The 24,220-nt window shown below is 60.4% G+C and carries 21 protein-coding genes and 1 pseudogene; 13 read left to right on the plus strand and 9 right to left on the minus strand.

Annotated elements, in window-relative coordinates; all coding sequences use genetic code 11:
- From FEZ63_RS08815 to FEZ63_RS08845, 8 genes and pseudogenes are all read left to right on the plus strand, one after another.
- The gene (locus FEZ63_RS08815; RefSeq protein ID WP_150943412.1) at positions 1 to 789 is read left to right on the plus strand and encodes an amino acid ABC transporter ATP-binding protein; all 789 of its coding nucleotides are present in this window, start codon (positions 1 to 3) and stop codon (positions 787 to 789) included.
- A 42-nt stretch (positions 790 to 831) separates the two neighbouring features.
- A complete protein-coding gene (locus FEZ63_RS08820) occupies positions 832 to 1,674 on the plus strand; it encodes an ABC transporter substrate-binding protein (RefSeq protein ID WP_150943414.1) in 843 nt (280 codons plus the stop codon).
- Between the two features lie 74 nt (positions 1,675 to 1,748).
- The gene (locus FEZ63_RS08825) at positions 1,749 to 3,149 is read left to right on the plus strand and encodes an MmgE/PrpD family protein (RefSeq protein WP_150943417.1); all 1,401 of its coding nucleotides are present in this window, start codon (positions 1,749 to 1,751) and stop codon (positions 3,147 to 3,149) included.
- Positions 3,150 to 3,174: 25 nt separating this feature from the next.
- Positions 3,175 to 4,053: a polysaccharide deacetylase family protein gene (locus FEZ63_RS08830; RefSeq protein ID WP_201274142.1), complete on the plus strand. Its 879-nt coding sequence runs from the start codon at positions 3,175 to 3,177 to the stop codon at positions 4,051 to 4,053.
- Positions 4,054 to 4,104: 51 nt separating this feature from the next.
- A complete protein-coding gene (gene speB / locus FEZ63_RS08835) occupies positions 4,105 to 5,157 on the plus strand; it encodes an agmatinase (RefSeq protein WP_150943420.1) in 1,053 nt (350 codons plus the stop codon).
- 354 nt (positions 5,158 to 5,511) lie between these two features.
- Positions 5,512 to 5,760: pseudogene (locus FEZ63_RS26195) on the plus strand (FecR domain-containing protein); the annotation flags it as partial.
- A gap of 505 nt (positions 5,761 to 6,265) precedes the next feature.
- A complete protein-coding gene (locus tag FEZ63_RS25590) occupies positions 6,266 to 6,529 on the plus strand; it encodes a hypothetical protein (RefSeq protein WP_244622713.1) in 264 nt (87 codons plus the stop codon).
- The gene (locus tag FEZ63_RS08845; protein WP_150943425.1) at positions 6,501 to 8,744 is read left to right on the plus strand and encodes a CHASE2 domain-containing protein; all 2,244 of its coding nucleotides are present in this window, start codon (positions 6,501 to 6,503) and stop codon (positions 8,742 to 8,744) included. Before FEZ63_RS25590 ends, FEZ63_RS08845 begins: the two co-directional genes overlap by 29 nt.
- Positions 8,745 to 8,833: 89 nt before the next feature.
- Here the strand turns inward: FEZ63_RS08845 and FEZ63_RS08850 are convergent, their stop codons facing one another.
- The 4 genes from FEZ63_RS08850 to FEZ63_RS08865 form a co-directional block, all read right to left on the minus strand.
- A complete protein-coding gene (locus tag FEZ63_RS08850; protein ID WP_150943427.1) occupies positions 8,834 to 9,733 on the minus strand; it encodes a carbohydrate ABC transporter permease in 900 nt (299 codons plus the stop codon).
- Positions 9,730 to 10,677: a carbohydrate ABC transporter permease gene (locus tag FEZ63_RS08855; RefSeq protein WP_150943429.1), complete on the minus strand. Its 948-nt coding sequence runs from the start codon at positions 10,675 to 10,677 to the stop codon at positions 9,730 to 9,732. Before FEZ63_RS08855 ends, FEZ63_RS08850 begins: the two co-directional genes overlap by 4 nt.
- 58 nt (positions 10,678 to 10,735) lie before the next feature.
- Positions 10,736 to 12,046 (minus strand): ABC transporter substrate-binding protein, encoded by a 1,311-nt coding sequence (locus FEZ63_RS08860; protein WP_150943431.1) that lies wholly within the window; start codon positions 12,044 to 12,046, stop codon positions 10,736 to 10,738.
- Positions 12,047 to 12,118: 72 nt separating this feature from the next.
- Positions 12,119 to 13,174, minus strand: coding sequence for an ABC transporter ATP-binding protein (locus tag FEZ63_RS08865; RefSeq protein WP_150943433.1), 1,056 nt, complete (start codon positions 13,172 to 13,174; stop codon positions 12,119 to 12,121).
- A gap of 401 nt (positions 13,175 to 13,575) precedes the next feature.
- On the opposite strand from FEZ63_RS08865, the gene denD reads away from it, so the two are divergent.
- The 3 genes from denD to FEZ63_RS08880 are packed head-to-tail and all read left to right on the plus strand — an operon-like array spanning position 13,576 to position 16,143.
- Positions 13,576 to 14,559, plus strand: coding sequence for a D-erythronate dehydrogenase (denD, locus tag FEZ63_RS08870; protein ID WP_150943435.1), 984 nt, complete (start codon positions 13,576 to 13,578; stop codon positions 14,557 to 14,559).
- A gap of 24 nt (positions 14,560 to 14,583) precedes the next feature.
- Positions 14,584 to 15,336 (plus strand): SDR family NAD(P)-dependent oxidoreductase, encoded by a 753-nt coding sequence (locus tag FEZ63_RS08875; protein WP_150943436.1) that lies wholly within the window; start codon positions 14,584 to 14,586, stop codon positions 15,334 to 15,336.
- 48 nt (positions 15,337 to 15,384) lie between these two features.
- On the plus strand, positions 15,385 to 16,143 hold the full coding sequence (locus FEZ63_RS08880; RefSeq protein WP_150943438.1) for an SDR family oxidoreductase: 759 nt from the start codon (positions 15,385 to 15,387) through the stop codon (positions 16,141 to 16,143).
- A 28-nt stretch (positions 16,144 to 16,171) separates the two neighbouring features.
- Here the strand turns inward: FEZ63_RS08880 and FEZ63_RS08885 are convergent, their stop codons facing one another.
- Genes FEZ63_RS08885 through FEZ63_RS08905 form a run of 5 tightly spaced genes read right to left on the minus strand, consistent with a single transcriptional unit; the run spans position 16,172 to position 22,003 of the window.
- On the minus strand, positions 16,172 to 17,347 hold the full coding sequence (locus FEZ63_RS08885; protein WP_150943440.1) for a Gfo/Idh/MocA family protein: 1,176 nt from the start codon (positions 17,345 to 17,347) through the stop codon (positions 16,172 to 16,174).
- Positions 17,348 to 17,351: 4 nt separating this feature from the next.
- The gene (locus tag FEZ63_RS08890; RefSeq protein WP_150943442.1) at positions 17,352 to 18,425 is read right to left on the minus strand and encodes a sugar phosphate isomerase/epimerase family protein; all 1,074 of its coding nucleotides are present in this window, start codon (positions 18,423 to 18,425) and stop codon (positions 17,352 to 17,354) included.
- A gap of 56 nt (positions 18,426 to 18,481) precedes the next feature.
- Positions 18,482 to 19,432: an ABC transporter substrate-binding protein gene (locus FEZ63_RS08895; protein ID WP_150943444.1), complete on the minus strand. Its 951-nt coding sequence runs from the start codon at positions 19,430 to 19,432 to the stop codon at positions 18,482 to 18,484.
- A gap of 58 nt (positions 19,433 to 19,490) precedes the next feature.
- A complete protein-coding gene (locus FEZ63_RS08900; RefSeq protein ID WP_150943446.1) occupies positions 19,491 to 20,486 on the minus strand; it encodes an ABC transporter permease in 996 nt (331 codons plus the stop codon).
- Positions 20,483 to 22,003 (minus strand): sugar ABC transporter ATP-binding protein, encoded by a 1,521-nt coding sequence (locus tag FEZ63_RS08905; protein WP_150943449.1) that lies wholly within the window; start codon positions 22,001 to 22,003, stop codon positions 20,483 to 20,485. Before FEZ63_RS08905 ends, FEZ63_RS08900 begins: the two co-directional genes overlap by 4 nt.
- Positions 22,004 to 22,266: 263 nt before the next feature.
- On the opposite strand from FEZ63_RS08905, the gene FEZ63_RS08910 reads away from it, so the two are divergent.
- Both FEZ63_RS08910 and FEZ63_RS08915 read left to right on the plus strand, forming a co-directional pair.
- Positions 22,267 to 23,328, plus strand: coding sequence for a LacI family DNA-binding transcriptional regulator (locus FEZ63_RS08910; RefSeq protein ID WP_150943451.1), 1,062 nt, complete (start codon positions 22,267 to 22,269; stop codon positions 23,326 to 23,328).
- A 186-nt stretch (positions 23,329 to 23,514) separates the two neighbouring features.
- Positions 23,515 to 24,177: a peroxiredoxin gene (locus FEZ63_RS08915; protein ID WP_150943453.1), complete on the plus strand. Its 663-nt coding sequence runs from the start codon at positions 23,515 to 23,517 to the stop codon at positions 24,175 to 24,177.
- Positions 24,178 to 24,220: the final 43 nt, after the last annotated feature.

A 24,220-nucleotide genomic window follows, 5' to 3' on the forward strand; every position in this document is an offset into this window, starting at 1 on the left:
ATGGACACGCAGAACCTTTCTCCGAATGCGCCTATCGTCGTCACTGCCGATGTGCGCAAGCGTTTTGGCACGCTGGAAGTGCTGAAAGGCATCAACGTCAAAGTCCCGCAAGGCGAGGTTTTGTGCATTATCGGCCCATCCGGTTCCGGAAAAAGCACATTCCTGCGCTGCATCAACCAGCTTGAACGTATCGATGCCGGTGCTATTTGGGTGGGCGGAGAGCTCGTCGGCTTTCGTCGTGAGGGTGACAATCTCTATGAACTTGACGACGTGCAGATCGCGCGGCAGCGCCGCTCGATCGGCATGGTGTTCCAACGGTTCAATCTCTTCCCGCATCTCACCGTGACGCAGAACGTGACCGAGGGTCCGATCCAGGTTCTCGGCGAAAAGCCGGCTGAAGCGCAGGAACGCGCACACGCGCTCCTGGAGCAGGTGGGACTGAGCGACAAGCGGAACGCCTATCCGGCTCATCTTTCAGGGGGGCAACAGCAGCGCGTGGCCATCGCGCGCGCGCTCGCGATGCGGCCGCAGCTTCTGCTTTTTGACGAACCTACATCCGCTCTCGATCCGGAGTTGGTAGGTGAAGTGCTCAACGTAATGCGTGATCTGGCGCAGAGTGGCATGACGATGATTGTCGTCACGCACGAACTTGGTTTTGCACGCGAGGTCAGCCATCGTGTGGCGTTCATGGATCAAGGACAACTGGTGGAGATTGGAGATTCCCGATCAGTGCTGGCCGATCCGCAACAGGCGCGCACCCGGGAGTTCATCTCGGCCGTGCACAAATAAGTCGATCAAAAGACCTACATACCAGAGAAATGGAGAGATGAGATGAAGACCGCCACAATACTCTGCTCGTTCGTCGCCCTTCTGACCGCAGCCGGTGTCAGTGTCGCCCAGGAACTGCCGGAACGTATTGCGTCGAAGAAGGTCATCGTCGTTGCCAACGTCCCGAACTATCCGCCGCTGGAATTCAAGGACCCGAAGACCGCGACGCTGACAGGACTCGATATCGATCTTGGCAATGCTCTCGCCAAAAAACTCGGCATCGAAATTAAATGGGAAGAAATCAGCTTTGAGCAGATGGTGAGCGCCCTCACCACTGGCCGTGCGGACATCATCCTGAGTGGTATGAGCGACCTTCCGGGTCGACGCGACACGCTTAATTTTGTCGACTACCTAAAATCGGGCGCTCAATTCTACACGACGGCAGATCGCAAGGACGAGTACAAGACCCTGACTGATCTCTGCGGTAAGACGGTGGGGGCAAGTCGGCGGACATCGTTTCCGAAGGAAATGGAAACTTGGAGCAAGACCGCTTGCGAGGGCGCCGGCAAACCGCCTTTGAAAATCGTCGGCACTGAAGGCTCCGCCGACGCGCGGACGCAATTGCGCCAGAAGCGCCTCGATGCCGCTGTCCAAGGCAGCGAGACCTTGCCCTACCTGCTCAATCTCGAGCCCAACACATACGTCATCCTTGGCGAGCCTTTCACCTCGGTCTATCAAGGCATTGGCATCGCCAAGAACGACACGCAGCTTCGTGACGCGATCGCCAAGGCCCTCAGCGGCATGATGACTGACGGCTCTTATGCGGAGGTCCTCAAGAAGTGGGAGCTTTCCTCCGCGAAGGTTGACAAGCTGATGATCAACGGCGAGCCGGCCAAAACGCAGTAAACATCGACCGCACCCTTAGCGGGCCGGCGGTAGCGCTGGCCCGCCTCCAGATTGCACCTCGGAAGAGTCTAGTCATGGCTGATAATGTTGAGACGACGGGAGTGGCGGCGGTTGCGCGCTTTGTAACCTCTGCCAGACCTACCGATCTGCCCGAACTGATCCGGCAGAAGGTGGCTCGGCATACGCTTGACACCTTGGCGTGCGGCGTTGCGGGCGCCGCGTCTCAAGAAGCACAGGCCTGCCTCGATCTTGCCCTCACGACGGAGCAGAGTGGGAGCGTCGCCGTCTGGGGCACCGCTCACGCGCTCGCCCCCCGTTCGGCAGCCCTCATAAACGGCATAGCGTGCCATGCGTTCGAACTCGACGATACCGGGGGTTGCGACCATTCCGGCGCCGTCGTCCTCCCCGCCGCGCTCGCAGCCGTGGCGCTGGTTGACCGGCCGGTCTCCGGTTCGGAATTCCTTCTCGCGGTGGTGTTGGGCTACGAAGTCGCCCGCCGCGTTCTTGAAGCGTGCGGCGGATATGAGCCGCATAACCAAGCCGGCTGGCATTCGACGGCCACGTGCGGCACATTCGGCGCCGCATCAGCGGCGGCGCGAATTCTTCAGCTTGATGCGGCGGAGGTGGCACACGCGCTCGGGCATGCGGCGAGTTTCAGCGGTGGGCTCTGGGGATTCATCCACGACGGCAGCCAGACCAAACGCATCCACGCGGGTCGTGCGGCGGAGGGTGGCCTTTTTGCCGCGATGCTCGCGCGCGCGGGCATCACGGGGCCTTCAACCGTGTTCGAGGACCGCTGGGGCGGGTTTCTTTCCACGTTCGCTCCCCAATCCGCGAACCCCGAGGCGCTTACGGTGGGTCTTGGTGGACAATGGCGCCTCGAACGCGTGTCCTTGAAGCCTTACGCTTCCTGCCGGGGCACGCATTCGGCCATAGATGCGTTGGGCGAGTTGATCGATGGTAACGCCGTCGGACTGGAGCAAGTCGAGCGAATCGATATTCGATTGAGTCAGTTCCTGTTCGACATGTGCGGCGGGCGCGATATCTCGACGCTGCCTTTTGCACAGATGAGTCTTCCTTATGCACTTGCGGCGCGCCTTGTGACCGGTCGTGCGGATCTTGCCGCCTATCGGGCGGAACGTCGGCAGGATCCTGCCCTGCATGCGGCAATGGAAAAGATTACGCTCGCCGTCGATCCGAGGATCGCAGCCACCGATGAACCCTATGTGCGTGTCATGATGAGAGATGGGCGTAGTCACGAGACAAGGGTCACGGCGCCTCTGGGATCTCCCGCTAACCCAATTTCTGATGAACTCTATTTCGCAAAGATCCGTAGCCTTGCCGGCTTATCTCTCGACGGAGTGCAAACGGAACGACTTGTGACCGGCGTGCTGCAACTGTGGGGCGATACGGATATGCGCTGGCTCGGCGAAGCGTTGTCAGCCAAAAGGTCGCGCCCTGCGGTTTTGAACTGAGATAAGCCAATTTCGAAAAGAGACCATCATGTTCGATCGTGAACCGCATCCAGCAAATCCCGCACCGCCCGCTCCGTCCTTTCCTTGGCCGGGCGGTGCTCGCTGCGTTCTTTTTCCGGGCTTCGATGTCGATGCGGAATCCGTATGGATCGGCATGGATCAACGGAATGTCGATCGCTTGGTGACGATGTCCTATGGTGGCTATGAAGCCCGCGTCGGCGTTCCGAAGATCCTCAAGCTGCTTGCGCGCCACGAAGTCAAAGCGACGTTCTTCATCACCGGCTGGACGATTATGGCCCATCCCGCTATGTGCGAGGCGATTCTTGCACACGGACACGAGGTCGCGCACCACGGGTATCTCCACCTGCGACCGGAGCCAGGGCAGGAGGATGTGATGGTAGAGGAGGTCGATCGCGGGTTTGACGCAATGATGCGCGTCCTTGGCGTCAAACCGAAAGGATACCGCGCTCCCTCCGGCGAAAGCTCGACCGGATTGCTGCAACTGCTGACCGATCGAGGCATTCAATATTCAAGCTCTTGGCGCGATGACATCAGGCCTTATCGGCACGTTCTTCCCAATGGACCTGGACCGATTGAAATTCCGGTCAATTACAGTTTCGACGATTGGAACTTCGGGATGACGCATCGCTCGGGCTCCCGCGCGCTGTTCGGACGTGAGGAGGTCCTTTCGATCTGGCGCGACGAGTTCGATCAGATGCGGGAATGGGGCGGTGTCACGACGATGATCATGCACCCGCAAGTGACCGGGCGGCCGATGCGGTATCGGATCCTGGACGAATTTCTGACCTATGTGCGCCGCTATGACGATGTCTGGCTCGCCACCGGGCAGGAAATTGCAGCGCATTACGAACGTTGTGAACGCGACTGCCAGGCGGCAGAATAAGCCAGCCGAATTCAGGCGAGAGCGCCACAAGAAAAACAGGAGAACGCTTCGATGGACCCGGTAAAACTGGAGGCGCTTCGCGCGCGCTACCGCAATGCGAGCGGTGCCGATATCGACGACGCGGATTTTCGCAAGGCCGCCAGCTTGCAGTTTTCGGGCAGCGACCGGAGAAAGTGGCCCTTTGCTGATCCCGCAACATTCCTTGATGCGCCCTTCCATCCCACAGCCATGGAGTCGGCAGATCTGGGCGGCATCGACATTGCGCTGATCGGTGTTCCCATGGACCTCGGCGTGACGAACCGGGCGGGCGCGCGGCTCGGACCGCGTGCAGTGCGAGGGATCGAACGGATCGGGCCTTACGAACACGTTCTGCGGATGACGCCCATGGCCGAGTGCAAGGTCGCCGATATCGGCGACGTGCCGTTTCGAAGCAGGTTCAGCCTTGAAAGTTGCCATGAAGACATCGAGGATTTTTTTTCCAAGGTGGTTGGCGCAGGGGTCGTTCCGCTGGCTGTCGGCGGTGATCACTCCATGACCCGCGCAATCTTGCGTGCGGTCGGACGCGACAGGCCGGTGGGAATGATCCATATCGATGCACATTGTGATACGGCCGGCGAATATGAAGGCTCGAAATTTCACCATGGCGGGCCTTTCCGTCAGGCCGTCCTCGATGGAGTGCTCGACGCGGAGCGCACCATCCAAATCGGCATTCGTGGCGGCGCTGAATATCTCTGGGAGTTCTCCTACGTCTCTGGCATGACGGTGATCCACGCCGACGAAGTGGCGAAGCTTGGCATTGCGGCAATTATCCAGAGGGCACGAGAGGTTGTCGGAGACGGGCCGGTCTACGTTTCGTTCGATATCGACAGTCTTGATCCGGCCTTTGCTCCCGGAACGGGGACGCCCGAGATCGGCGGATTGATGCCACGCGAGGTTCTCGAAATTCTCCGCGGCCTTGCGGGGCTGAATGTTATCGGGGGCGACGTGGTCGAGGTCGCGCCGCAATACGATGCGACCACGAACACAGCTCAAGCCGGAGCGCAGATGCTGTTTGAAATCCTATGTCTGGCAGCGACGGCGCGAAACGCAAAGCGGACCACGTGATCCTTTGAATGGTACGCGGGGAACCCGTTGGTGCGAAGCGATCAGTCGTACCCCTTTCGAGCAAGCACTATTCTGGATAAGCGGCGCTAAACCACTCTTCCGGGGCACATTCGTTGCCGAGGAGCTTTGCAAAGCGTATCGTCCGGGTCGAAACCCCTGACCGGACTGGAGGCACAGATGCCTCGTCGTTTTAGCGTATGGGTGACCGCCTTTTCGTTTCTATTCCTCCATGTCGATTTCTGGGGCCCCGCGCTTGCGCAACAGCCCTCTGGTCGAGCTGTGGGTGTCATCCCCGACGCCTCTGCACTCCGATCCGCGGGTCGACAACCCCTCGCGCTTCAGCAACCTGTCTATATGGGAGACAGGATCCAGACGGGCGCCAGCGGCGAGGCGCAAATCGATTTCATCGACAGCACACGCCTCGTCGTGGGGCCGGCCTCATCTCTGCTGATCGACAGTTCCGTCATGCGCAATCGCAAGACGATGAGCAGTTTCGTCGTCAGCGCCCTGCGCGGAACCTTCCGGTTCATCAGCGGCTCGAGCCCAAAACCTGCCTATGCGATCCGCACCCCGACCGCGACCATCGGTGTTCGAGGAACGGAATTCGACTTCGCCGTGTTGCCGGATGGCGGTACGGAATTTGTTCTCTTCAAAGGTCAGGCGCAGGTCTGCGACCGCTCCGGGAACTGCACGATGGTGCGCGGATCCTGCAACGCGATTTCCATTCCTTCGTCCGGTCCGATGCGCTCCCTGCTTGATCGGGAGGAGCGCAACACGAGGCTCCGTGCCAACTTTCCTTATATTCTTGCGCGAAACGCCAGTCTGAGGCCGGAATTCAGGACGGATGTGCGCACGTGCGGAAACATCGCCGCTGCGAATCCAGGACCAGACGCGAAGGACCCGGCCGGTCCATCTGCGTCCGCGCCGCCGGCCCCGACGCCGAATCCCCCTTCGGCTCCTCCTTCCCGTCCTGATCCAGCGCCTCCGGCGCAGCCTTCGAGGCCGGACCCGGTGGCCCCGGCAGCGCCCGCTCAGCCTTCCCGCATCGACACCACACCAAGCCCGCCAGAGCCAAGTCGAAGCCTGAATAACCGTGGACATGGGAAGGGTGACAAAGGGGGGAAAGACGGTCACGGCGGTTTCCATGGTGGCGGCCGTGGTGGAGATGGATGGGGAAACCGGAACGATGGCCGCGATCGGGGCGGACACGATCATCGCGGCGATCGAGGTTCGCGGGATGGCGGACGACGCGGGGGGAAAGACGGCGGACACAGTCAACAAGATGTGTCGCGAGACAGTTGGGGCGCTGATGAAAGAAACGGAGAAAGGGGAGACAACAGTCGATGAGCTGGGCAGTGCGGCTGCTCGGTAAGCAGTCCACGCTTCGCGCGCTCACTCGGGCGCAGAGCATCGCGCTGATACTTGGGTTGAGTCTCGTCCTGCTGTGCGCGGCCCTGCGCATCGCAGATCCATACGACCTGAGACTCGTGCGTGAGCTGGCTTTTGATGCGTTCCAGCGCGCTCTTCCTCGGCCCTACCGGGCTGTTCCCGTCCGCGTCATCGACATTGATGAGGCGTCTCTTGCGAAGATCGGCCAGTGGCCTTGGCCACGCAATACGCTCTCCCGCTTGGTCGACCGGCTGGGCGAACTCGGTGCGTCCGCGATCGGCTTCGACATCGTGTTTCCGGAACCCGACCGGCTGTCGCCTTCGCTGCTGGTGAAGCAGCCGGATCTGCAGGTAGCCTTCGGCGCAACCGGTCCTCGAGACATCGCCTCGCGCGTTCCGGACTACGACCGGTCTTTTGCAGAATCGATACAAGGCAAGCCGGTTGTTCTTGGTTTCGCGGCCATTCCCGGAGCAGACGGCCGCCGGCCCCCTTTGAAGGCAGGATTGGCCTTTACAGGAAAGGATCCGCGGGCCGCGCTTCCCTCATTTGCAGCCGCGACCCTTAACCTGCCGGAATTCGATCGCGCGGCGAAAGGCGTCGGCGCGATCACCGTAAGCCCACTCGATACTCACGGGATAGTCCGTCAGATCCCGCTGCTCTGGAATGGCGGCGAACGTATCTATCCGAGTCTTGTCATCGAACTTCTTCGTGTGATGCAGACGGAATCGACCCTGCTCGTCCACAGCAGGGACGCGGCGCCATTCGCGGTCACGGGCATCAGAATCGGACAGTTCGATGTGCCGACAACCTCCTCGGGCGAATTGCGGATCAGGTTTGGTCACGAGGTAGCCGCGAGGGTCATTTCAGCGGCGAGATTGTTGTCGGGTGATGAAACGTCCGACCTGCAAGAAATGATCGCAGGTCATGTGGTGTTGATCGGAACTTCGGCAACCGGGCTTTATGATCATCGGGTCACACCGCTCGGCGAGACGGTTCCGGGTGTCCTTGTCCACGCGCAGGCGCTCGAGCAGATCCTCAGCGGCGATCATCTGGTGCGTCCTGATTGGGCAGATCCTCTTGAATGGGCATGGTTGCTGTTGCTCGCGGGCCTGACGACACTCGTCGCTGTTTTGTGCGCGCCGATCACCGCGCTCGCCTATGGCGGAGCGATGGCCGCGGTGACTTATCTCGGAGCGTGGATCGCGTTCAGCCAGGGCGGCGTTCTGCTCGACCCGACATTTTCTTGCGCAGCTGGTCTTCTTCTCTATGTGGCGATGATCTCGTTCCGCTACTTCGTCTCGGATCGCGACAGGCGGTTCGTACGCCGGGCATTTTCCCGATATATCGCGCAATCGTATCTCGACGAGATAGAAAAAAATCCCGCGAGCCTCAGGCTCGGAGGAGACGAGCGCCAGATGACGATTCTTTTCGTCGATATCCGAAGCTTCACAACCCTTAGCGAGAAGCTGTCTCCGACCGAAGTCGTAGAGTTCCTAAATGTCTTGTTCGGACGGCTGAGCGCGGACATTCTCACCGAGGGTGGGACGATCGACAAGTATATCGGCGATTCGATCATGGCGTTTTGGAACGCGCCAATCATCGTCTCCGACCATGCTTCCCGCGCGTGTCGGGCGGCGTTGCGGATGCGCAGCACGCTTCGAGAGCTCAATGAGAGCGACGCATTTCGCTTTCGGAGTCGATCAGACTTCCTTCCGGACGTTGCCATCGGCATAGGAATCAATATCGGACAAGCGCTCGTAGGCAATATGGGCTCGGAAAGCCGGTTCAATTACTCGGTGGTCGGGGATACGGTGAACGTGGCTTCCCGCATCGAGGGACAGGCGAAGTCGCTGGCAGTCGACGCCGTTGTAGCTGAGAGCGTCACTCTAGCGGCGCGCGAATGCGCCTATCTCGAAGCGGGCGCTCTCGACTTGCGCGGCAAGCAAGAAAAGGAACGGTTGTTCGTTCTGGTCGGGGATGCAGAAACAGCGTGCAGTCCGGAATTCATCGCCTTGAGGGATTGCCACTCCGAGCTCATCGCAAACATGAATAATCCTGCCATTGCCCGAGCACGCTATGCGGAGTGCCTTAGGTTGGCCGAGCAATACTTTCCGATGGTTCGTGCTTTTTACGCCCGGCTGGCCGAACGGATCAAACCCGAACCGGCCGAATTGCAACATGCGAAGCGATTGCCGTGACAGCAGTCATACGCAAGGACCCCACAGATCCTTAGTCAATCGATCTGATCAAAAAACTCCGACGTATTCCGTCGGGATCGATCCGCCAGCTATTCCTTCACCGCACCCGTCATCGACGACACGTAGTAGTCAACGAAGAACGAGTAGAGCAGCACGACCGGCAGCGAGCCCAGGAGAGCACCCGCCATCAACGCTCCCCATTCGTAAACGTCGCCGCGCACCAACTCCGTCAGCACGCCGACGGGAACAGTCTTGTTCTCAGACGACTGGATGAAGGTGAGAGCATAGATGAACTCGTTCCAGGAAAGGGTGAAGGCGAAGATGCCAGCCGAGATGAGGCCGGGGATCGATAGCGGAAGCATGATCCGGGTGAGGATCTGCCATCTGGATGCCCCGTCGACGAGCGCGCATTCCTCCAACTCGTATGGGATTGACCGGAAATACCCCATTAGCAACCAAGTGCAGAATGGGATGAGGAACGTCGGATAGGTGAATATCAGCGCCAGCTTGGTGTCGTAGATCCCGAACTTGAAAATCAACACCGCGAGCGGGATGAAGAGGATCGAAGGAGGAACCAGATAGGCGAGGAAGATCGCCAGCCCGGTCCAGCGCGAACCGGCGAACCGAACGCGCTCGATGGCGTAGGCTGCAAGAATGGATGCCACAAGCGAGATGATCGTCGACCCTATGGACACCAGCATCGTGTTGAGTAGCCAACTTGGGTACGAGGTCTCAAACAGAAGGTATCGAATGTGCTGGAGCGTCGGACTGTCGGGCCAAAGCGGATTGAAGTCACTGAAGTTGGTGAGTTCGTGATTGGGTTTCAGCGCTGTAATCGTCATCCAGTAGAATGGGAACAGGAGAACGAACACAAAGACCAAGAGAGGCAGATAAATGGTCACAAGTCGGCGTGGCGCCTGATTCAGATAGCTCATGCCGACACTCTCGTCGGCGACCGTGTGACCCAGTGGCTTGACTGTGGAGGTCATTCGTCCGTCCCTCCCTGTTGCCAGCGGCGGCGCTGCAACCCGAAATAGCTGAACAGAATTGCGGCCAGCAGGAACGGCACCATGGCGATCGCGATCGCGGCGCCTTCCGCAAGCTGCCCGCCCGGAATGGCTCGCTGAAAGCTCAGGGTTGCCATGAGATGGGTGGCATTCAGCGGCCCACCCCGGGTCAGCACATAGATGAGTTGGAAATCCGTGAAGGTGAACAACACCGAAAACGTCATGACTACCGCGATCAGCGGCGACAGCATGGGAAGCGTGATGAAACGGAAGCGCTGCCACGAAGTCGCGCCGTCGAGAGTGGCCGCTTCGTGCAGCGAAGGCGAGATCGTCTGCAGGCCTGCCAGCAATGTGATGGCCACGAAGGGAATGCCTCGCCACACATTGGTGAGAATCACCGTGATGCGAGCGTTGGTCGTGTCCCCCAGGAAGTTGATGGGCGTCTGGATCACGCCGAGCTTTATGAGCGTCCAGGAGATGATCGAGAACTGCGCGTCGTAGATCCACCAGAACGCGATGGCGGAGAGCACCGTCGGCACTACCCACGGCAGAAGCACGATCGCCCGAATGAAGGCTTTGAACGGCAAGTGCTCGTTGAGAAGAAGCGCGAGCCACAGGCCAAGGGCGAATTTGAGCACCGATGCGGCGACGGTGTAGAGGATGGTGTTGAACACGGAGAGCCAGAACAGGCTGTCATCCCAAAGCGATTGATAATTCTCCAAGCCCACAAACACGCCTGTGCGGCCGATCCTGGTGTCGGTAAATCCGAGCCAGACCCCGAGGCCGAGCGGATAGGTGAGAAAGGCAAGGAGAAAGATGGCTGCCGGCAGCATGAAGAGCAGGCCGATCATGCCCTTGCTTTGCATCAACGATGGTGATGGCTGGGCAGAAAGCGCATCCGCACGAGCGAGGGTTGTTTCGGTCATGGGAGCCTCCTCCTTTGGGCGAGATTCAGGGCGGCGCTCGCGTGCCGCCCCGAATGGCTCAGACGCGGTAGTAACGGTTCGCCCTTTGCTCCGCGCGCTTTGCGGCTTCCTCAGGCGTGCGCTGTCCGGAGGCCGCTTCCGCCACCATGTCGACCATCACGTAATCGGCCATCGTTGCCGCCGAGGCATAGCCGAGCGGTCCGGCATAGCCGTTCGGTCGAAGTGTGGAAGATGCACGTTTGTAGGGCTCGTTCACCGGATCCGCGGACCAGATAGGATTGTCGATCATCCCCTTCAATGGCGGGCAGCAATAGGCACTCGAGCCGGAAATCCAGGCGTCCATCTGCGGCTTGTCGAGCATGAACTGCAGATAAGCTCGAGCTGCATTCGGGAACTTGGAATAGCGGAAGATGACGGCCGAGGTCGTCTGGTGCAATTCCACGGGCTGGCCGACCGGCCCCGTCGGCAAGACGGTCGAGCGGATATCCTTCGCGATGTCGGCCATCTTCGGGTCGTTCTTGGCCGAGTAATAGAGGGATACCCCATTCGCCGTGACCGAGATGTCGCCAGACAGGAACACGCGGTTGTTGTTGATGTCGAGCCAGCTCTCGGTGCCCGGAATAAAGGTCTGGTAGAGCTCGCGCGCATATTGGAGTGCCTTGATCGTCTCAGGAGAATTGATGACGACCTTGCCGCTCTCGTCCACCATTTTCCCGCCATGGCTCCAGACGATCCAATGCGCGAAGTTGTTGCCGTCGCCCACGGCCTTGCCCATCGCGAAGCCCGCGGGCTTGCTCTTGGCTTTGAGCACCTTGCACATCTCCAGGAACTCGTCCGTCTTCTCTGGGAATTTTGAGAAGCCAGCTTGCTGGAGCAGGCTCTCGCGATAGAGGATGCCGTTGCCGATCGCCGCGAGCGGCAGGGCGATGAACTTGTCGTCTTTCTTGGCATAACCCTCAAGGCCCGGATAATACCCGCCGTAGCGGCTGGCGAAGCTCGTCGCGATGTCGGTCACGTCGAGAAGCTTGTCGGGATACTGGAACGGATCGTCGAACCAGACCAGCATGACATCCGGCCCGGCGCCCACATTCGCCGCCACGGCCGCTTTGGGGCGGATGTCCTCCCAGCTTTCCTTGTCGACACGCACTTCGACACCGGTCGCCTCGGTGAATTTCTTGGTGTTGGCGAGCCAGGAATCCTCATCCCCCTTCACGAAGGGAGTCCAGCGCAGCACGCGCAGGGTAGCGCCGGCTTCTGGTTTGTAGCTTGGTGCCGCAGCCTGTGCGAGAGCCGGCGAAGCTCCAAGAAGCTGAGCTCCGGCGGCAATGCCGGCAGTCCCGATCAGCAGATCACGTCTAGACAGGGTCATCGTCGATTCCTCCGCAAACCCGGGATCTATGAAGAGCGGCGCAGTCATCCCGGTTGGACCGCGCGCTTGAGCTCAATTCAACCGGTGCCCAGTCTCCTTGTCGAAGAGGTGCACGAGGGCGGGGTCGGGGATTACGTGGATCGTCTCTCCCGGCCGTGCGGTGATGCGCTCGCGAAATACGCAGATGATTTCCCGCCCGCCAGCCTTTGCCACCACTTGGGTTTCGGAACCGGTGGGTTCAGTGACGATCACCTCGATAGGCAGCCCACCTTCTCCGGTCAGCTTGAAATGCTCCGGTCGGATCCCGTAATAGGCCGGTCGTCCGACCGCGGCAGCCGGCGCGTCGCCGATCGGTAGCAGCAGGTCGCCCACCGCGAAGCCGCCTGCCTCAATGCGTCCCTCCAGTATGTTCATCGCGGGGGAACCGATGAAGCCCGCCACGAATAGGTTGATCGGCCGGTCGTAGAGCTCGAGCGGCGCGCCTATCTGCTCGACGATGCCGTCATGCATGACCACGATCTTGTCCGCCATGGTCATGGCCTCGATCTGATCGTGGGTGACATACACGGTCGTGGTCGCAAGGCGCTGGTGCAGAGCCTTGATTTCGCCCCGCATGGAGACGCGCAACTTGGCGTCAAGGTTGGAAAGCGGCTCGTCGAACAGGAAGACTTGCGGGTCGCGCACGATGGCGCGGCCCATGGCAACCCGCTGGCGTTGGCCGCCGGAGAGCTGGCGTGGGTAGCGCGCGAGAAGCGGGGTCAGGCCGAGAATCTCGGCGGCGCGGTTGACCTTGGTTGAAATTTCGCTCTTGGGAGCGTTCTTCAGCTTGAGCGAGAAGGCCATGTTGTCGGCCACCGTCATGTGCGGATAAAGCGCGTAGTTTTGGAACACCATCGCGATATCGCGCTCTTTGGGCGGCAGGTTGTTGACTACCCGGGGGCCGATACGGATCTCGCCGCCGGTGATGTTCTCAAGCCCGGCCACCATTCGCAGCAGGGTTGACTTGCCGCAGCCCGAGGGACCGACCAGAATGACGAACTCGCCATCCTCGATATCGACCGACACTCCGTGGATGACCTGCGTCGCCCCATAAGCCTTCGTCACGTCCCGGATTTCAACGGATGCCATGAGACACCGGATCTGCGAAAATGTGACTGATAGGCTCAAGGGAAATCCCGGTCCCTCGTGATCCTTCCGGACCGGTCGGCGAACGGCACGTGGCTTCCATCGGACGGCATTGCGGCATGCGCTTCCTCCAACCCCCGTTTGTTCAATCGCTCGTCTGATGCGAGCTTGGCGCGGTGACCGCACGACATTATTCTAGAAGTATCGGGCCAAGATCAAGCGTTCAGGGCAGAGGCATGCCGCAAATGATCTCGGCCCCTGGTGACGAAATCAAAGCCTGCACCGCGCCCAACCGAGTCAGCAAGCAAAGTTTGACGTCTTTATACTTTCGTCGATATTGGCGCATGTCGTTGCCAAGGCAAAAGCCAACGGTCAGAGTACGCCGAACGCAGGGGAATCGCGTGATGAAAATCCTGATACTCGGAGCAGCAGGCATGGTCGGCCGCAAGCTCATCCAACGGTTGGTCGAAGCGGGAAATCTTGGAGGACGCGAAATTTCGCGCGCGATCCTGCACGACATCGCCCAACCACTGGCACCGCAACTTTCCCCGTTCGCCGTCGAAACGTTGGCCTCGGATTTTTCTGCCGGCGGGGAGGCCGAGAAGCTTGTTGCGAGCCGTCCCGACGTGATCTTTCACCTTGCGGCGGTGGTTTCCGGCGAGGCCGAGGCAGATTTCGACAAGGGAAGTCGCATCAATCTCGACGGCACTCGTCGCCTCTTCGACGCTATTCGCGCCGTTGGCGACGGCTATCGACCGCGCCTCGTCTTCACGTCCTCCATCGCGGTCTTCGGAGCGCCCTTTCCGGAGGCGATTGGCGACGAATTTTTCCTGACCCCGCTCACCAGTTACGGCACGCAAAAAGCGATCGGCGAATTGCTTCTGGCGGACTACACGCGCCGGGGGTTTTTTGACGGGATCGGCATCAGGCTCCCCACCATCTGCGTGCGCCCGGGCAAACCCAACATGGCTGCCTCCGGCTTCTTCTCCAGCATCATTCGCGAGCCGCTGAGTGGGGAGGAAGCCGTGTTGCCGGTTCCGGACGACGTGCGGCACACTCACGCGTCCCCTCGTTCCGCAGTGGATTTCCTCATCCATGCCGCGACCCTCGACGGTGCGAAGCTCGACGCCCGGCGCAACCTCACCATGCCGGGGGTGTCGGTCACGGTCGCCGAGCAGATCGACGCGCTGCGCCGCATCGCGGGGGATCGAGTCGTCGCGCGTATCCGACGTGAGCCTGACTCCACGATCATGAAGATCGTGGAGGGTTGGCCCCGACGGTTCGATTCCCGTCGTGCCAAAAGCCTCGGTTTCCAGGCGGAGGAGAATTTCGACGACGTCATCCGCATTCATATCGAGGACGAGCTCGGCGGCGCGTTTGCCGCCTGATTTGAACCCCGGAAAGGAACTGGCATGAGCAACAACAAGCGATTTGAAGGACGGCGAGCCGTCGTCACGGGAGGCGCCTCCGGCATCGGACTAGGTGTCAGCGCTCGACTTGCAGCAGAGGGCGCGCGAGTTGTCATCTGGGACATGAATGAGGACGCGCTCGCCGCGGCACGGCAGAGGATCGGGCCGAATCTTGTGGCCGCCCGCCTTGACATTACGGACCCTGAAGCCGTTAACCGGGCGTGCAAGGATGCCATTTCGGCTTTGGGCGGCAATATCGATGTCCTTGTTGCGAGCGCCGGCATTACCGGCCCGAACACTACCGCCTGGGAATACCCGGTTGACGCGTGGCGCCAAGTCATCGACGTCAATCTCAACGGTCTGTTCTATTGCAACCGCGCGATCGTCCCCTCGATGCTGGCGGGCGGCTATGGGCGGATCGTCAATGTGGCGTCAGTGGCTGGCAAGGAAGGCAATCCAAATGCGTCAGCCTACAGCGCCTCGAAGGCTGCGGTGATCGGCCTCACGAAGTCGCTCGGCAAGGAATTGGCCGCAAAGGGCATCACCGTCAATTGCGTGACGCCGGCCGCGGTGCGCACGCCGATTTTTGATCAGATGAGCCAGGCCCATATCGATTTCATGCTGTCGAAAATCCCGATGGGACGCTTTGGGACGATCGACGAAGTGACGTCTCTCATCTGTTGGCTCGCCAGCGACGAATGTTCGTTCACGACGGGCGGCGTGTTCGATATTTCGGGTGGCCGGGCAACCTATTGATCACCGCAGGACGCGCTGAAAACGACAACGGTTTGAACGGGGAGAGATATGGTGCAACAATCCAGGATTGCCGTCATCACAGGGGCGGGGTCCGGCGTCGGCAAAGCGATTTCCAGAGCTCTTGTACAAGCGGGGTTTACGGTCGTTCTGGCAGGGCGTCGGAAGGATGCACTCGAAGCGGTGGAGCGCGAGATAGCGACGCCGGGGGGCTCGACCCTTTCCGTTCCGACCGACATCACCGATGTTTCATCCGTGGCTGCACTCTTCTCCAAGGCGAAGGAAGCTTTTGGCAGGCTTGACCTTCTGGTGAACAATGCCGGCACCAATATTCCGCCGGTGCCGCTCGAGGACATCACCTGGGATCAATGGCGAACGGTGGTCGACACTAATCTGACCGGCGCCTTTCTTTGCACCCAGGAAGCATTTCGATGGATGAAAACTCAGGATCCACGTGGCGGGCGGATCATCAACAATGGGTCGGTCTCGGCCTACACGCCCCGCCCGAATTCGGCTCCCTACACCGCCACGAAGCATGCCATCTCGGGATTGACCAAATCCACCGCGTTGGATGGCAGAGCCTACGATATTGCCTGCGGCCAGATCGACATCGGCAACGCCGCGACCGACATGACCTCCAAAATGGCGACCGGTGTGTTGCAGGCTGACGGATCGATCGCCACAGAACCGACGATTGATCCCAAGCACGTGGCGGACGCCGTGGTGTACATGGCCGGGCTGCCTCTCTCGGCGAACGTTCAGAATATTACCGTCATGGCAACCAGAATGCCTTTCATTGGACGGGGTTGATCCGGCGATATGACAATCGGGTTCTGTTTCAGACTTCGACCCAACCCGCGTTGCGTTGAGACGAGCGTACCGCCGCGTCGATGAACTGCACGCCGCGCACTCCATCCTCGACCGTCGGCACCAAGAGGGAGAAAGGGTCCGGTTCGCGGCTCTCGAGTCGCGCCGCAATTTGTTCGGCGATGTCGGTGTAGATTTGTGCAAAGGCCTCAAGATATCCCTCCGGGTGCCCGCCGGGAATTCGCGAAGCGGCACGTGAGATCTCGTCAGCTCCGGCCCCATTGCGGCGGATCAGGCGAGGTGGTGCGCCGAGCGGCATGAATGTCAGGACGTTGGGATCTTCCTGCTGCCACACGAGACCAGCCTTATCTCCATACACACGAATGCGGAGGGCGTTCTCCTGACCTGTCGCAACCTGGCTGCACCAAAGCGTGCCTTGCGCGCCGGACGAGAACCGCAGAAGCATATGGGCATTGTCATCGAGGCGGCGGCCCTCAACGAAGGTATTGAGATCGGCCGCGAGCATCGCAACTTGGTCGCCGGTGATGAATTCCGCCAGATTGAAGGCATGCGTGCCGATATCGCCAACCGCTCCGGCGGGGCCCGAGCGGGCAGGGTCAGTGCGCCATTCCGCCTGTTTGTTGCCGGCATCTTCGGCGCGGGTGCCGAGCCAATCCTGCGCGTACTCGACCTGAACGAGCCGGATATTGCCGAGATCGCCCGCTGCAACCATTGCCTGCGCTTGGCGCACGAGCGGATAACCAGTGTAGTTGTGCGTCACGGCGAAGATCAGGCCGGTTTCTTTCGCCAATCGAGACAACTCGTCGGCTTCCTGTCGCGTCGTCGTCAAGGGTTTGTCGCAGATGACGTGAATGCCCGCCTTAAGGAACGCCCGCGCGGGTGCGACATGTGCGTGGTTCGGCGTGACGATCGCCACCGCGTCGATACCGTCCTTCAGGCGAGGCTCACGGCGGGCCATCTCGTTGAAATCGGCATAGATACGATCGGGCCGCAAGTGAAGATCCGCGCCGGAATGAAGTGCACGCTCCGGGTCTGAAGAGAGGGCGCCCGCTACCAGTTCCCACCTGTCGTCAAGGCGGGCGGCCATGCGGTGCACGGCGCCGATGAAGGCGCCGCGTCCGCCACCCACCATGCCGAGTCGCAAACGCCGCTTGACGGTGCTGTCCTTGGCTCCCGTAACGGTCATGGTTCTACTCCACCTTGCCCGCAGGTTGCAGCCCGAGCAGGCGTCGGTTTGCGCCATCATCCGCGCCGCTGCCGGCGAAATCATCAAAGGCCTTGTCGGTCACGCGAATGATGTGCGCAGCGATGAACGGAGCACCTTCACGGGCGCCATCTTCCGGGTGTTTCAGGCAGCATTCCCATTCCAGTACGGCCCAGGATTCGTAGTCGTATTGCGCGAGTTTCGAAAACACGGCACCGAAATCGACTTGCCCGTCTCCGAGCGATCGGAAACGCCCGGCGCGATTCACCCAGCTTTCGTATCCGCCATAAACGCCGACGCGCCCATTGGGGTTGAATTCCGCGTCTTTCGCGTGGAATGCCTTGATGCGCTCATGGTAGAGGTCGATGAAGGCCAGATAATCGAGCTGTTGCAGCAGAAAATGACTTGGATCGTAGTTGATGCAGGCGCGCTTGTGACCGCCGACGGCATCCACGAACCGTTCGAACGAGGCGCCGTCATGCAAATCCTCGCTGGGGTGAATTTCGTACGCGACATTGCATCCGGCCTCGTCGTACGCGTTGAGGATGGGCCGCCACCTTCGTGCCAGCTCCTCGAACGCCGTCTCGACTAGGCCGGGCGGCCGCTGCGGCCACGGATAGACGAACGGCCAAGCAAGGGCCCCCGAGAAGGTCACGCTCGTGGTCAGATCGAGACGACGCGAAACACGCGCCGCCATCATCATCTGTTCAACCGCCCACGCTTGACGCGCCGTCGGATTGCCACGCACTTCCGGTGCCGCGAAACCGTCGAAGACTTCGTCGAATGCGGGGTGAACGGCGACGAGCTGGCCCTGAAGATGAGTCGACAGTTCGGTGATCTGGAGGCCATGGCTACGCACCACGCCACGGATTTCATCGCAGTAAGCGTCCGATTCCGCAGCCTTCCTGAGATCGAATAGGCGATCATCCCAAGTCGGGATCTGCACCCCTTTGTAGCCGAGCGACGCGGCCCATCGGCAGATCGCGTCGAGGGAGTTGAATGGTGCCTGATCGCCCGCAAACTGCGCGAGAAATAGGCCGGGGCCCTTCATGGTCTTCATCGAACAACTCCAGAGATCCCCTCCCCATTGCGGGGAGGGGTTTGACGCCGGGAATGTCAGAAGGACGAGTCAGGGAAGTAGTGATCCTTCGCGTTCCCTTTGGTGATCAACTGAGCGTTCAACACATACGTGCCGCGCATCGGCGCGTTGGTGAAGAAATGCGCCGCCGTTACCGTCATCGCAGTGGCAATCATCGCAGGCGGGTACGAGACGTCCGCCGGGATCATCTTGTCGCCATCCATGACGCGCTTGATCATCTCTTTCATGCCGGCGCCGCCGAGCACGAACTTGATATCGTCGCGCTTTGCCTGCCGGACAGCCTCCAGGACCCCAAGCGCCATGTCGTCGTCGGAGGCCCAGACGGCGTCGATCTTCGGATGTTTGGAGAGGTAGTCCTGCATCACCCGGAAGGCGTCGTCACGGTTCCAGTTGGCATATTGCTTGTCGAGGACCTTGACGCCCGAACCTTCAAGCGCTTTTTCAAAATTCGTCACGCGCTCTTCGTCGATGACCGTCGGGATTCCCCGAAAGATCACCACGTTTCCAGTCTTCAGGGTGTCGGCCATGTATTTGCCCGCGACCCGGCCAAATTCAGGGTTGTTACCCGCAACATAGATGTCCTGAATGGAGGTGTCCTTCAGGCCGCGATCGACGACGGTCACGAAAGTACCCCCCTTCTTGACTTCACGAACCGGATTCGTCAGCTCGTCGGAGTTGAAGGGAAGAACAACGAGCGCGTCGATCTTCTGTGCGGAGAGATCCTCCAGCGCATTCGCCTGAGCGGCCCCATCGGGCGACGTTTTCACGACGACCTTTAGGCCCGGATAGGTCTTCTCGAGTTGTTTGGCCGCTTCCTGAGCGTGGTAGACAACGCCGCCGGTCCAGCCGTGGGTCGCGGCCGGGATGGAGACGCCGATGGTGACGGTTTTCTGCTGCGCGACCGCACCCGTCGTAAGCCCTGCGAGAAGGCTTGCCGCGGCTGCCAGTTTCAGTGCCGTTTCTCTCATGTGTTCCTCCCTGAGGGTTGGCGTGAGCCCCTGTCGTCCCGGTGGACTCTCACCGGTCTCATCGCCCGCGCTGAAGTGAGCGCTGCACGAGCATGGCGATAATGATGATAGCGCCCTGGACCGCGCCCACGAGAAACTCGGAGACGAAGTTCGACAGCACCATGATGTTGGCAACGAGTTCGAGGATGATCGCGCCGACGACCGTGCCCCAGATGCGACCGATTCCGCCGCGCAGGGCCGTTCCCCCGATCACAACGGCGGTTATGGCTTGCAATTCCCAGAGCAGCCCCGTGGTGGGCGTGGCGGAGCCGAGGCGCGGGACATAAACCAGAACGGCGATCCCGACGCAGATGCCCTGGATGATGTAAGTCAGCGTTCGCACGCGCCAGATCGGGACTCCCGAATAGCGAGCCACATCCTCGTTCGAGCCAAGCGCGATGACGTGGCGACCGAACGCCGTCTTGTAGAGGATCACGGCGCCGATGGCTGCAACCGCGAGGAATACGACGATCGGCACAGGGATGCCGGCGATGCTGCCGAAATAAACCGGCCGATAAAGTTCCCGCAGGTCCGCATTTCGCATCGTAATCGTGCCGCCTGCCGCAAGCCAGATGATGAGCGATCGAAAAATCCCCATCGTCCCGAGTGTCACGATGAACGGTTCGATACGCCCGAACGTCACAATTACACCGTTTGCGAGGCCACAGGCCGCGCCGAGGCCAATCGCCACAAGGGCACCGAGCATCAACGTGCTTATCTCGGCCCCGCCGTTGTTCAAGGTCAGGATCGTGAAGCCCGCCACCAGAGCCGCCATGGAGCCGACGGAAAGATCGAGACCGCCGCCGGAAATCACGAACGTGGCTCCCACCGCGATGATGGCGATGAAGGCGGAGCGCGTGACGACGTTCAGGATGTTCGAGGCCGTGAGAAAATCCGGATTGATCACAGCACCCAGAATGGCAAGGACGATCAGCGCGATGAAGGGCGAGAGCGCGCGCATGTCAGGGTTGAACATTCGTTTGGCGGCGGCTGTACGTAGCAGGGTGTCGGTCATGCGTGACCCGCGGCGATTTCCGCCGCCCTTTCTTCATGAACGCCGGTGGCCAGAAATACGATTGCGTCTTCCGAAAGATCCGCTTGCGCTAATTCGCCGGCAATGCGGCCGTTGCGCATGACGAGAACACGGTGGCAGAGGCCGATCAGCTCCTGCATCTCGGACGAGATCACGATGACGGAGCATCCTTGTTCGGCCAGAGACGCGATGAAGCGATAGATCTGCTCCTTGGTGCCGATATCAACGCCTCGGGTCGGCTCGTCGATGATGACGATCCGTGGCTTCGCCAGCATCATCTTGGCAAGAAGGAGCTTCTGCTGGTTTCCGCCGGAGAGCTGGCCAGCGAGCAGATCGCGACGGCGAGTGCGGATGTCGAAATCGCCGATTGCGGCGTCGAGCGCCGCGTCCTCTGCCGCGACGTTGATGAAGGGACCGCGCGTGAACCGCTCCAGGGTGGCCAGCGTGAGGTTTGTGCGAAGATCCTGCTGCAGCAGGAGGCCTTTGCCTTTGCGGTCTTCCGACAGATAGACGATACCGGATGCCATCGCGTGGCGCGCATCGCGAAAATAAACGTCGCGGTCATCGAGCGTGATCGTGCCCTTGGCGCGCCGGAGACCCACCAATCCCTCGAACAACTCGGTTCGACCCGCCCCGATGAGCCCGCCGAAACCGAGAATTTCACCGCGTCTTAGAGTGAATGAAACATTGTCGACGTAGTCGGGAACCGTCATGTGCCGAACGGTCATGATGGTGTCGGCGGATGCGGTGTCGGGCTTCTCCGGATAGAGCTTCGACATGTCCCGGCCGACCATCAGGCGGGCCATTTCGATCGGTTCCAGACTTTCGATCTCGCGCGTTGCGACCAGTCGCCCGTCGCGAAGGACGGTGACGCGATCGGCGATCGCCTTCACCTCGTTCAACCGGTGCGAAATGTAGAGAACCGCGACACCCTGCTGGCTCAGCCGTCGGACAATGTCGAAAAGGCTTTCCGCCTCCACCGGCGTAAGGACAGCCGTCGGCTCGTCAAAGGCCACGATCTTGTGGGGTACCAGAAGGGCGCGTGCGATCTGGACCAGTTGACGGTCGGCGATGGAAAGGTGGCGTATCTCGACATCCGGGTCGATCGCGGTCCCAAGTTCCGCGAGCACGGTGCGGGTGCGCTCGCGCATGGCCTCATCGTCGACAAAACCGAAGCGTCGCAATTCACGTCCAAGAAACAGGTTCTGGGCAACCGTGAGATCCGGTGCGAGGAGAATTTCCTGGTGGACGAGAACGATTCCCTCGCGCTCGGCCTCGACGGGGCTGGCGAAAGCCGTCGGTTTGTCGTTCAGGTGCATCACACCCGACGTCGGCTGTAGATGTCCCGAGAGAATGCGCATCAGGGTGGATTTGCCAGCGCCGTTCTCGCCGATCACCGCATGGACTTCACCCGTCTTCAGGTCGAGCGAGACGCCGCTCAGGACCTCGATCGGGCCAAAGGATTTCGAGAGGTTGTCGGCACGAAGAACAGAAGCCATGGATTGCTCCGGATCGCCCTTGTGGACATCGATACGTTTTCCGGTTGCCCAGGAACGTTCAAATGACGCGATTGCGCCGGATCTGGATCAGACTGAGGGGCTTTGGTTTGGCATGTGTTTCCTCCGGTTTGTGAATGGTCCTCTTACGGGACTTGGCAATCAACCAAACACTTGCCGCAGACGGCAGCAAAGTGATGTAATCGATTACACGAACTTTACCGCAATGCTCCCATCTGTCAAACAGGGGACTAAGGAACCGATCCATGGACGACGTTGCGGCCCGCAAAGGCCGATCAAAAAACCGGGCGGGAGAACGTGCCGCCAGAATCCAGGACGTGGCGCGTTTGGCCGAGGTTTCGACTGCGACCGTTAGCCGGGCACTGGCAACCCCCGAACGAGTTTCCAAGGAAGCGCGCGCACGCGTTCTCGCCGCGATCGCGCGAACTGGCTACGTGCCGAATCCGGCAGCACGCTCGCTCCGGTCGCAGAAAACCAACATGATCTTGGTCGTTCTGCCCGATCTCGCCAATACGTTCTTCTCCAAGATCCTGCATGGGATCGAGGAAACGCTCTTCGCGGCCGGCTATGGGATGATCATCAGCGATCTCGACGGGTCACCTGCCAAAGAGGCTCATTTTGCCGCCTTCACCGCCGCCGGCCGCGTCGATGGCGCCATCCTTCTCAATGGTCATCTGTTCGGGCAAAGTCGGGATGGCAAAGGTAAGCCCGCCAACATCACCGTGCCTCTAGTGGCGCTCTGCGAGGCCATTCCCGGCGCCGATATTCCGCAGATCGGGATCGACAATCGGGCGGCCGCACGCAAAATGACGGAGTTCCTCGTCTCGCTCGGACACAAGCGAATCGCCTATGTGAGCGGGCCAGCCGCGAATGTCCTGGAGAAAGAGCGTTTTCGTGGATATCGCGATGCGCTCCGCGCCGCCAACCTTCCATTCGAGCAGGATCTTGTCATCCCTGGCGATTACACGCTGGAAACGGGCGTCGCCGCCGGCCGCCAATTGATCGCGCGCGCCAACCTGCCCACCGCCGTCTTCTGCACGAGCGACGAAATGGCCATCGGTCTCATCCGCACCCTGACGCTGGCGGGCGTGAATGTGCCCACCGAGGTGTCGGTGGCGGGCTTTGACGACATCGAGTTCGCGGCGGCCGCTGAACCCGCCCTGACGACGATCCATCAGCCACGGCGCGAACTCGGGCAGGCGGCGGCCAAGGTATTGATCGACCTCCTGAATGGGCGCCCTTCAGCCGACCGAATTTTACTCGAGACCGCCCTAGTGAAGAGAGACAGCGTGGCGCCCCCGCGATAGGGCCTCGTTTGTGCCGTGGGTCGACGCGACCGCTGCCAAGCTGTCGCTAGCTTACTTTGTGCGGCTTAACCCGGGCGAACGGGGTCCCCCTAGCGGAACTACTCCGTCGGCGAATGTCGCTGGCGCGCATTCGGTGATATATTGCCTGCTTTCTGGGGACAGGCGCATTTTTGACAGGAGACACTGATGACTCTGCAAATCGGCGATGTGGCACCGGATTTCAAGGCGAACACCACGGAAGGTCCTATCCGCTTTCATGATTGGATTGGCGATTCCTGGTGTGTGCTCTTCTCCCACCCGAAGGACTTTACCCCGGTCTGCACCACTGAACTGGGATATATGGCCAAGATCAAACCTGATTTCGAGAAGCGCAACGTCAAGATCATCGGACTTAGCGTCGATCCCGTCGACAATCACTCCAAATGGGCCAACGACATCAAGGAAACGCAGGGGCAGGCGCCGAACTTTCCCATGATCGGTGATCCCGACCTGAGCATTTCGAAGCTCTGGGGAATGCTTCCCGCCAGCACGAGCGGCGCCGCCGAAGGGCGCACGCCTGCCGACAATCAGACGGTGCGAAACGTATTCGTCATCGGCCCGGATAAGAAGATCAAGCTGATACTCGTCTACCCGATGACGACCGGCCGCAACTTTGATGAAGTCCTGCGCGTAATCGACTCGCTCCAGCTCACGGCGAAGCACAGGGTCGCGACGCCAGTCAATTGGCGACCGGGCGAGGACGTCATCATCGCGGGCTCGGTCACCGACGACGAAGCGCGAAAGATCTATCCGCAGGGATGGGAGGCACCGCGGCCGTACATTCGCATCGTGCCTCATCCGCTATCTTAGCGAACGACAGCCGAGACGGGGTGTTTGCCGCATCTCAGCGCCT

Origin of the sequence: Microvirga brassicacearum (genome assembly GCF_008757455.1) — a bacterium.
GTDB lineage: Bacteria > Pseudomonadota > Alphaproteobacteria > Rhizobiales > Beijerinckiaceae > Microvirga > Microvirga brassicacearum.

What these genes read in the sequence shown, in the direction of transcription:
- FEZ63_RS08900 (WP_150943446.1), bottom strand. Translation starts at nt 20,486, where the DNA reads ATGACCGACACCCTGCTACGTACAGCCGCCGCCAAACGAATGTTCAAC.
- FEZ63_RS08855 (WP_150943429.1), bottom strand. Translation starts at nt 10,677, where the DNA reads ATGACCGAAACAACCCTCGCTCGTGCGGATGCGCTTTCTGCCCAGCCA.
- FEZ63_RS08820 (WP_150943414.1), top strand. Translation starts at nt 832, where the DNA reads ATGAAGACCGCCACAATACTCTGCTCGTTCGTCGCCCTTCTGACCGCA.
- FEZ63_RS08875 (WP_150943436.1), top strand. Translation starts at nt 14,584, where the DNA reads ATGAGCAACAACAAGCGATTTGAAGGACGGCGAGCCGTCGTCACGGGA.
- FEZ63_RS08845 (WP_150943425.1), top strand. Translation starts at nt 6,501, where the DNA reads ATGAGCTGGGCAGTGCGGCTGCTCGGTAAGCAGTCCACGCTTCGCGCG.
- speB (WP_150943420.1), top strand. Translation starts at nt 4,105, where the DNA reads ATGGACCCGGTAAAACTGGAGGCGCTTCGCGCGCGCTACCGCAATGCG.
- FEZ63_RS08890 (WP_150943442.1), bottom strand. Translation starts at nt 18,425, where the DNA reads ATGAAGACCATGAAGGGCCCCGGCCTATTTCTCGCGCAGTTTGCGGGC.
- FEZ63_RS08865 (WP_150943433.1), bottom strand. Translation starts at nt 13,174, where the DNA reads ATGGCATCCGTTGAAATCCGGGACGTGACGAAGGCTTATGGGGCGACG.
- FEZ63_RS08915 (WP_150943453.1), top strand. Translation starts at nt 23,515, where the DNA reads ATGACTCTGCAAATCGGCGATGTGGCACCGGATTTCAAGGCGAACACC.
- FEZ63_RS08880 (WP_150943438.1), top strand. Translation starts at nt 15,385, where the DNA reads ATGGTGCAACAATCCAGGATTGCCGTCATCACAGGGGCGGGGTCCGGC.
- FEZ63_RS08850 (WP_150943427.1), bottom strand. Translation starts at nt 9,733, where the DNA reads ATGACCTCCACAGTCAAGCCACTGGGTCACACGGTCGCCGACGAGAGT.
- FEZ63_RS08825 (WP_150943417.1), top strand. Translation starts at nt 1,749, where the DNA reads ATGGCTGATAATGTTGAGACGACGGGAGTGGCGGCGGTTGCGCGCTTT.
- FEZ63_RS08905 (WP_150943449.1), bottom strand. Translation starts at nt 22,003, where the DNA reads ATGGCTTCTGTTCTTCGTGCCGACAACCTCTCGAAATCCTTTGGCCCG.
- FEZ63_RS08860 (WP_150943431.1), bottom strand. Translation starts at nt 12,046, where the DNA reads ATGACCCTGTCTAGACGTGATCTGCTGATCGGGACTGCCGGCATTGCC.
- FEZ63_RS08910 (WP_150943451.1), top strand. Translation starts at nt 22,267, where the DNA reads ATGGACGACGTTGCGGCCCGCAAAGGCCGATCAAAAAACCGGGCGGGA.
- FEZ63_RS08815 (WP_150943412.1), top strand. Translation starts at nt 1, where the DNA reads ATGGACACGCAGAACCTTTCTCCGAATGCGCCTATCGTCGTCACTGCC.
- denD (WP_150943435.1), top strand. Translation starts at nt 13,576, where the DNA reads ATGAAAATCCTGATACTCGGAGCAGCAGGCATGGTCGGCCGCAAGCTC.
- FEZ63_RS08895 (WP_150943444.1), bottom strand. Translation starts at nt 19,432, where the DNA reads ATGAGAGAAACGGCACTGAAACTGGCAGCCGCGGCAAGCCTTCTCGCA.
- FEZ63_RS08885 (WP_150943440.1), bottom strand. Translation starts at nt 17,347, where the DNA reads ATGACCGTTACGGGAGCCAAGGACAGCACCGTCAAGCGGCGTTTGCGA.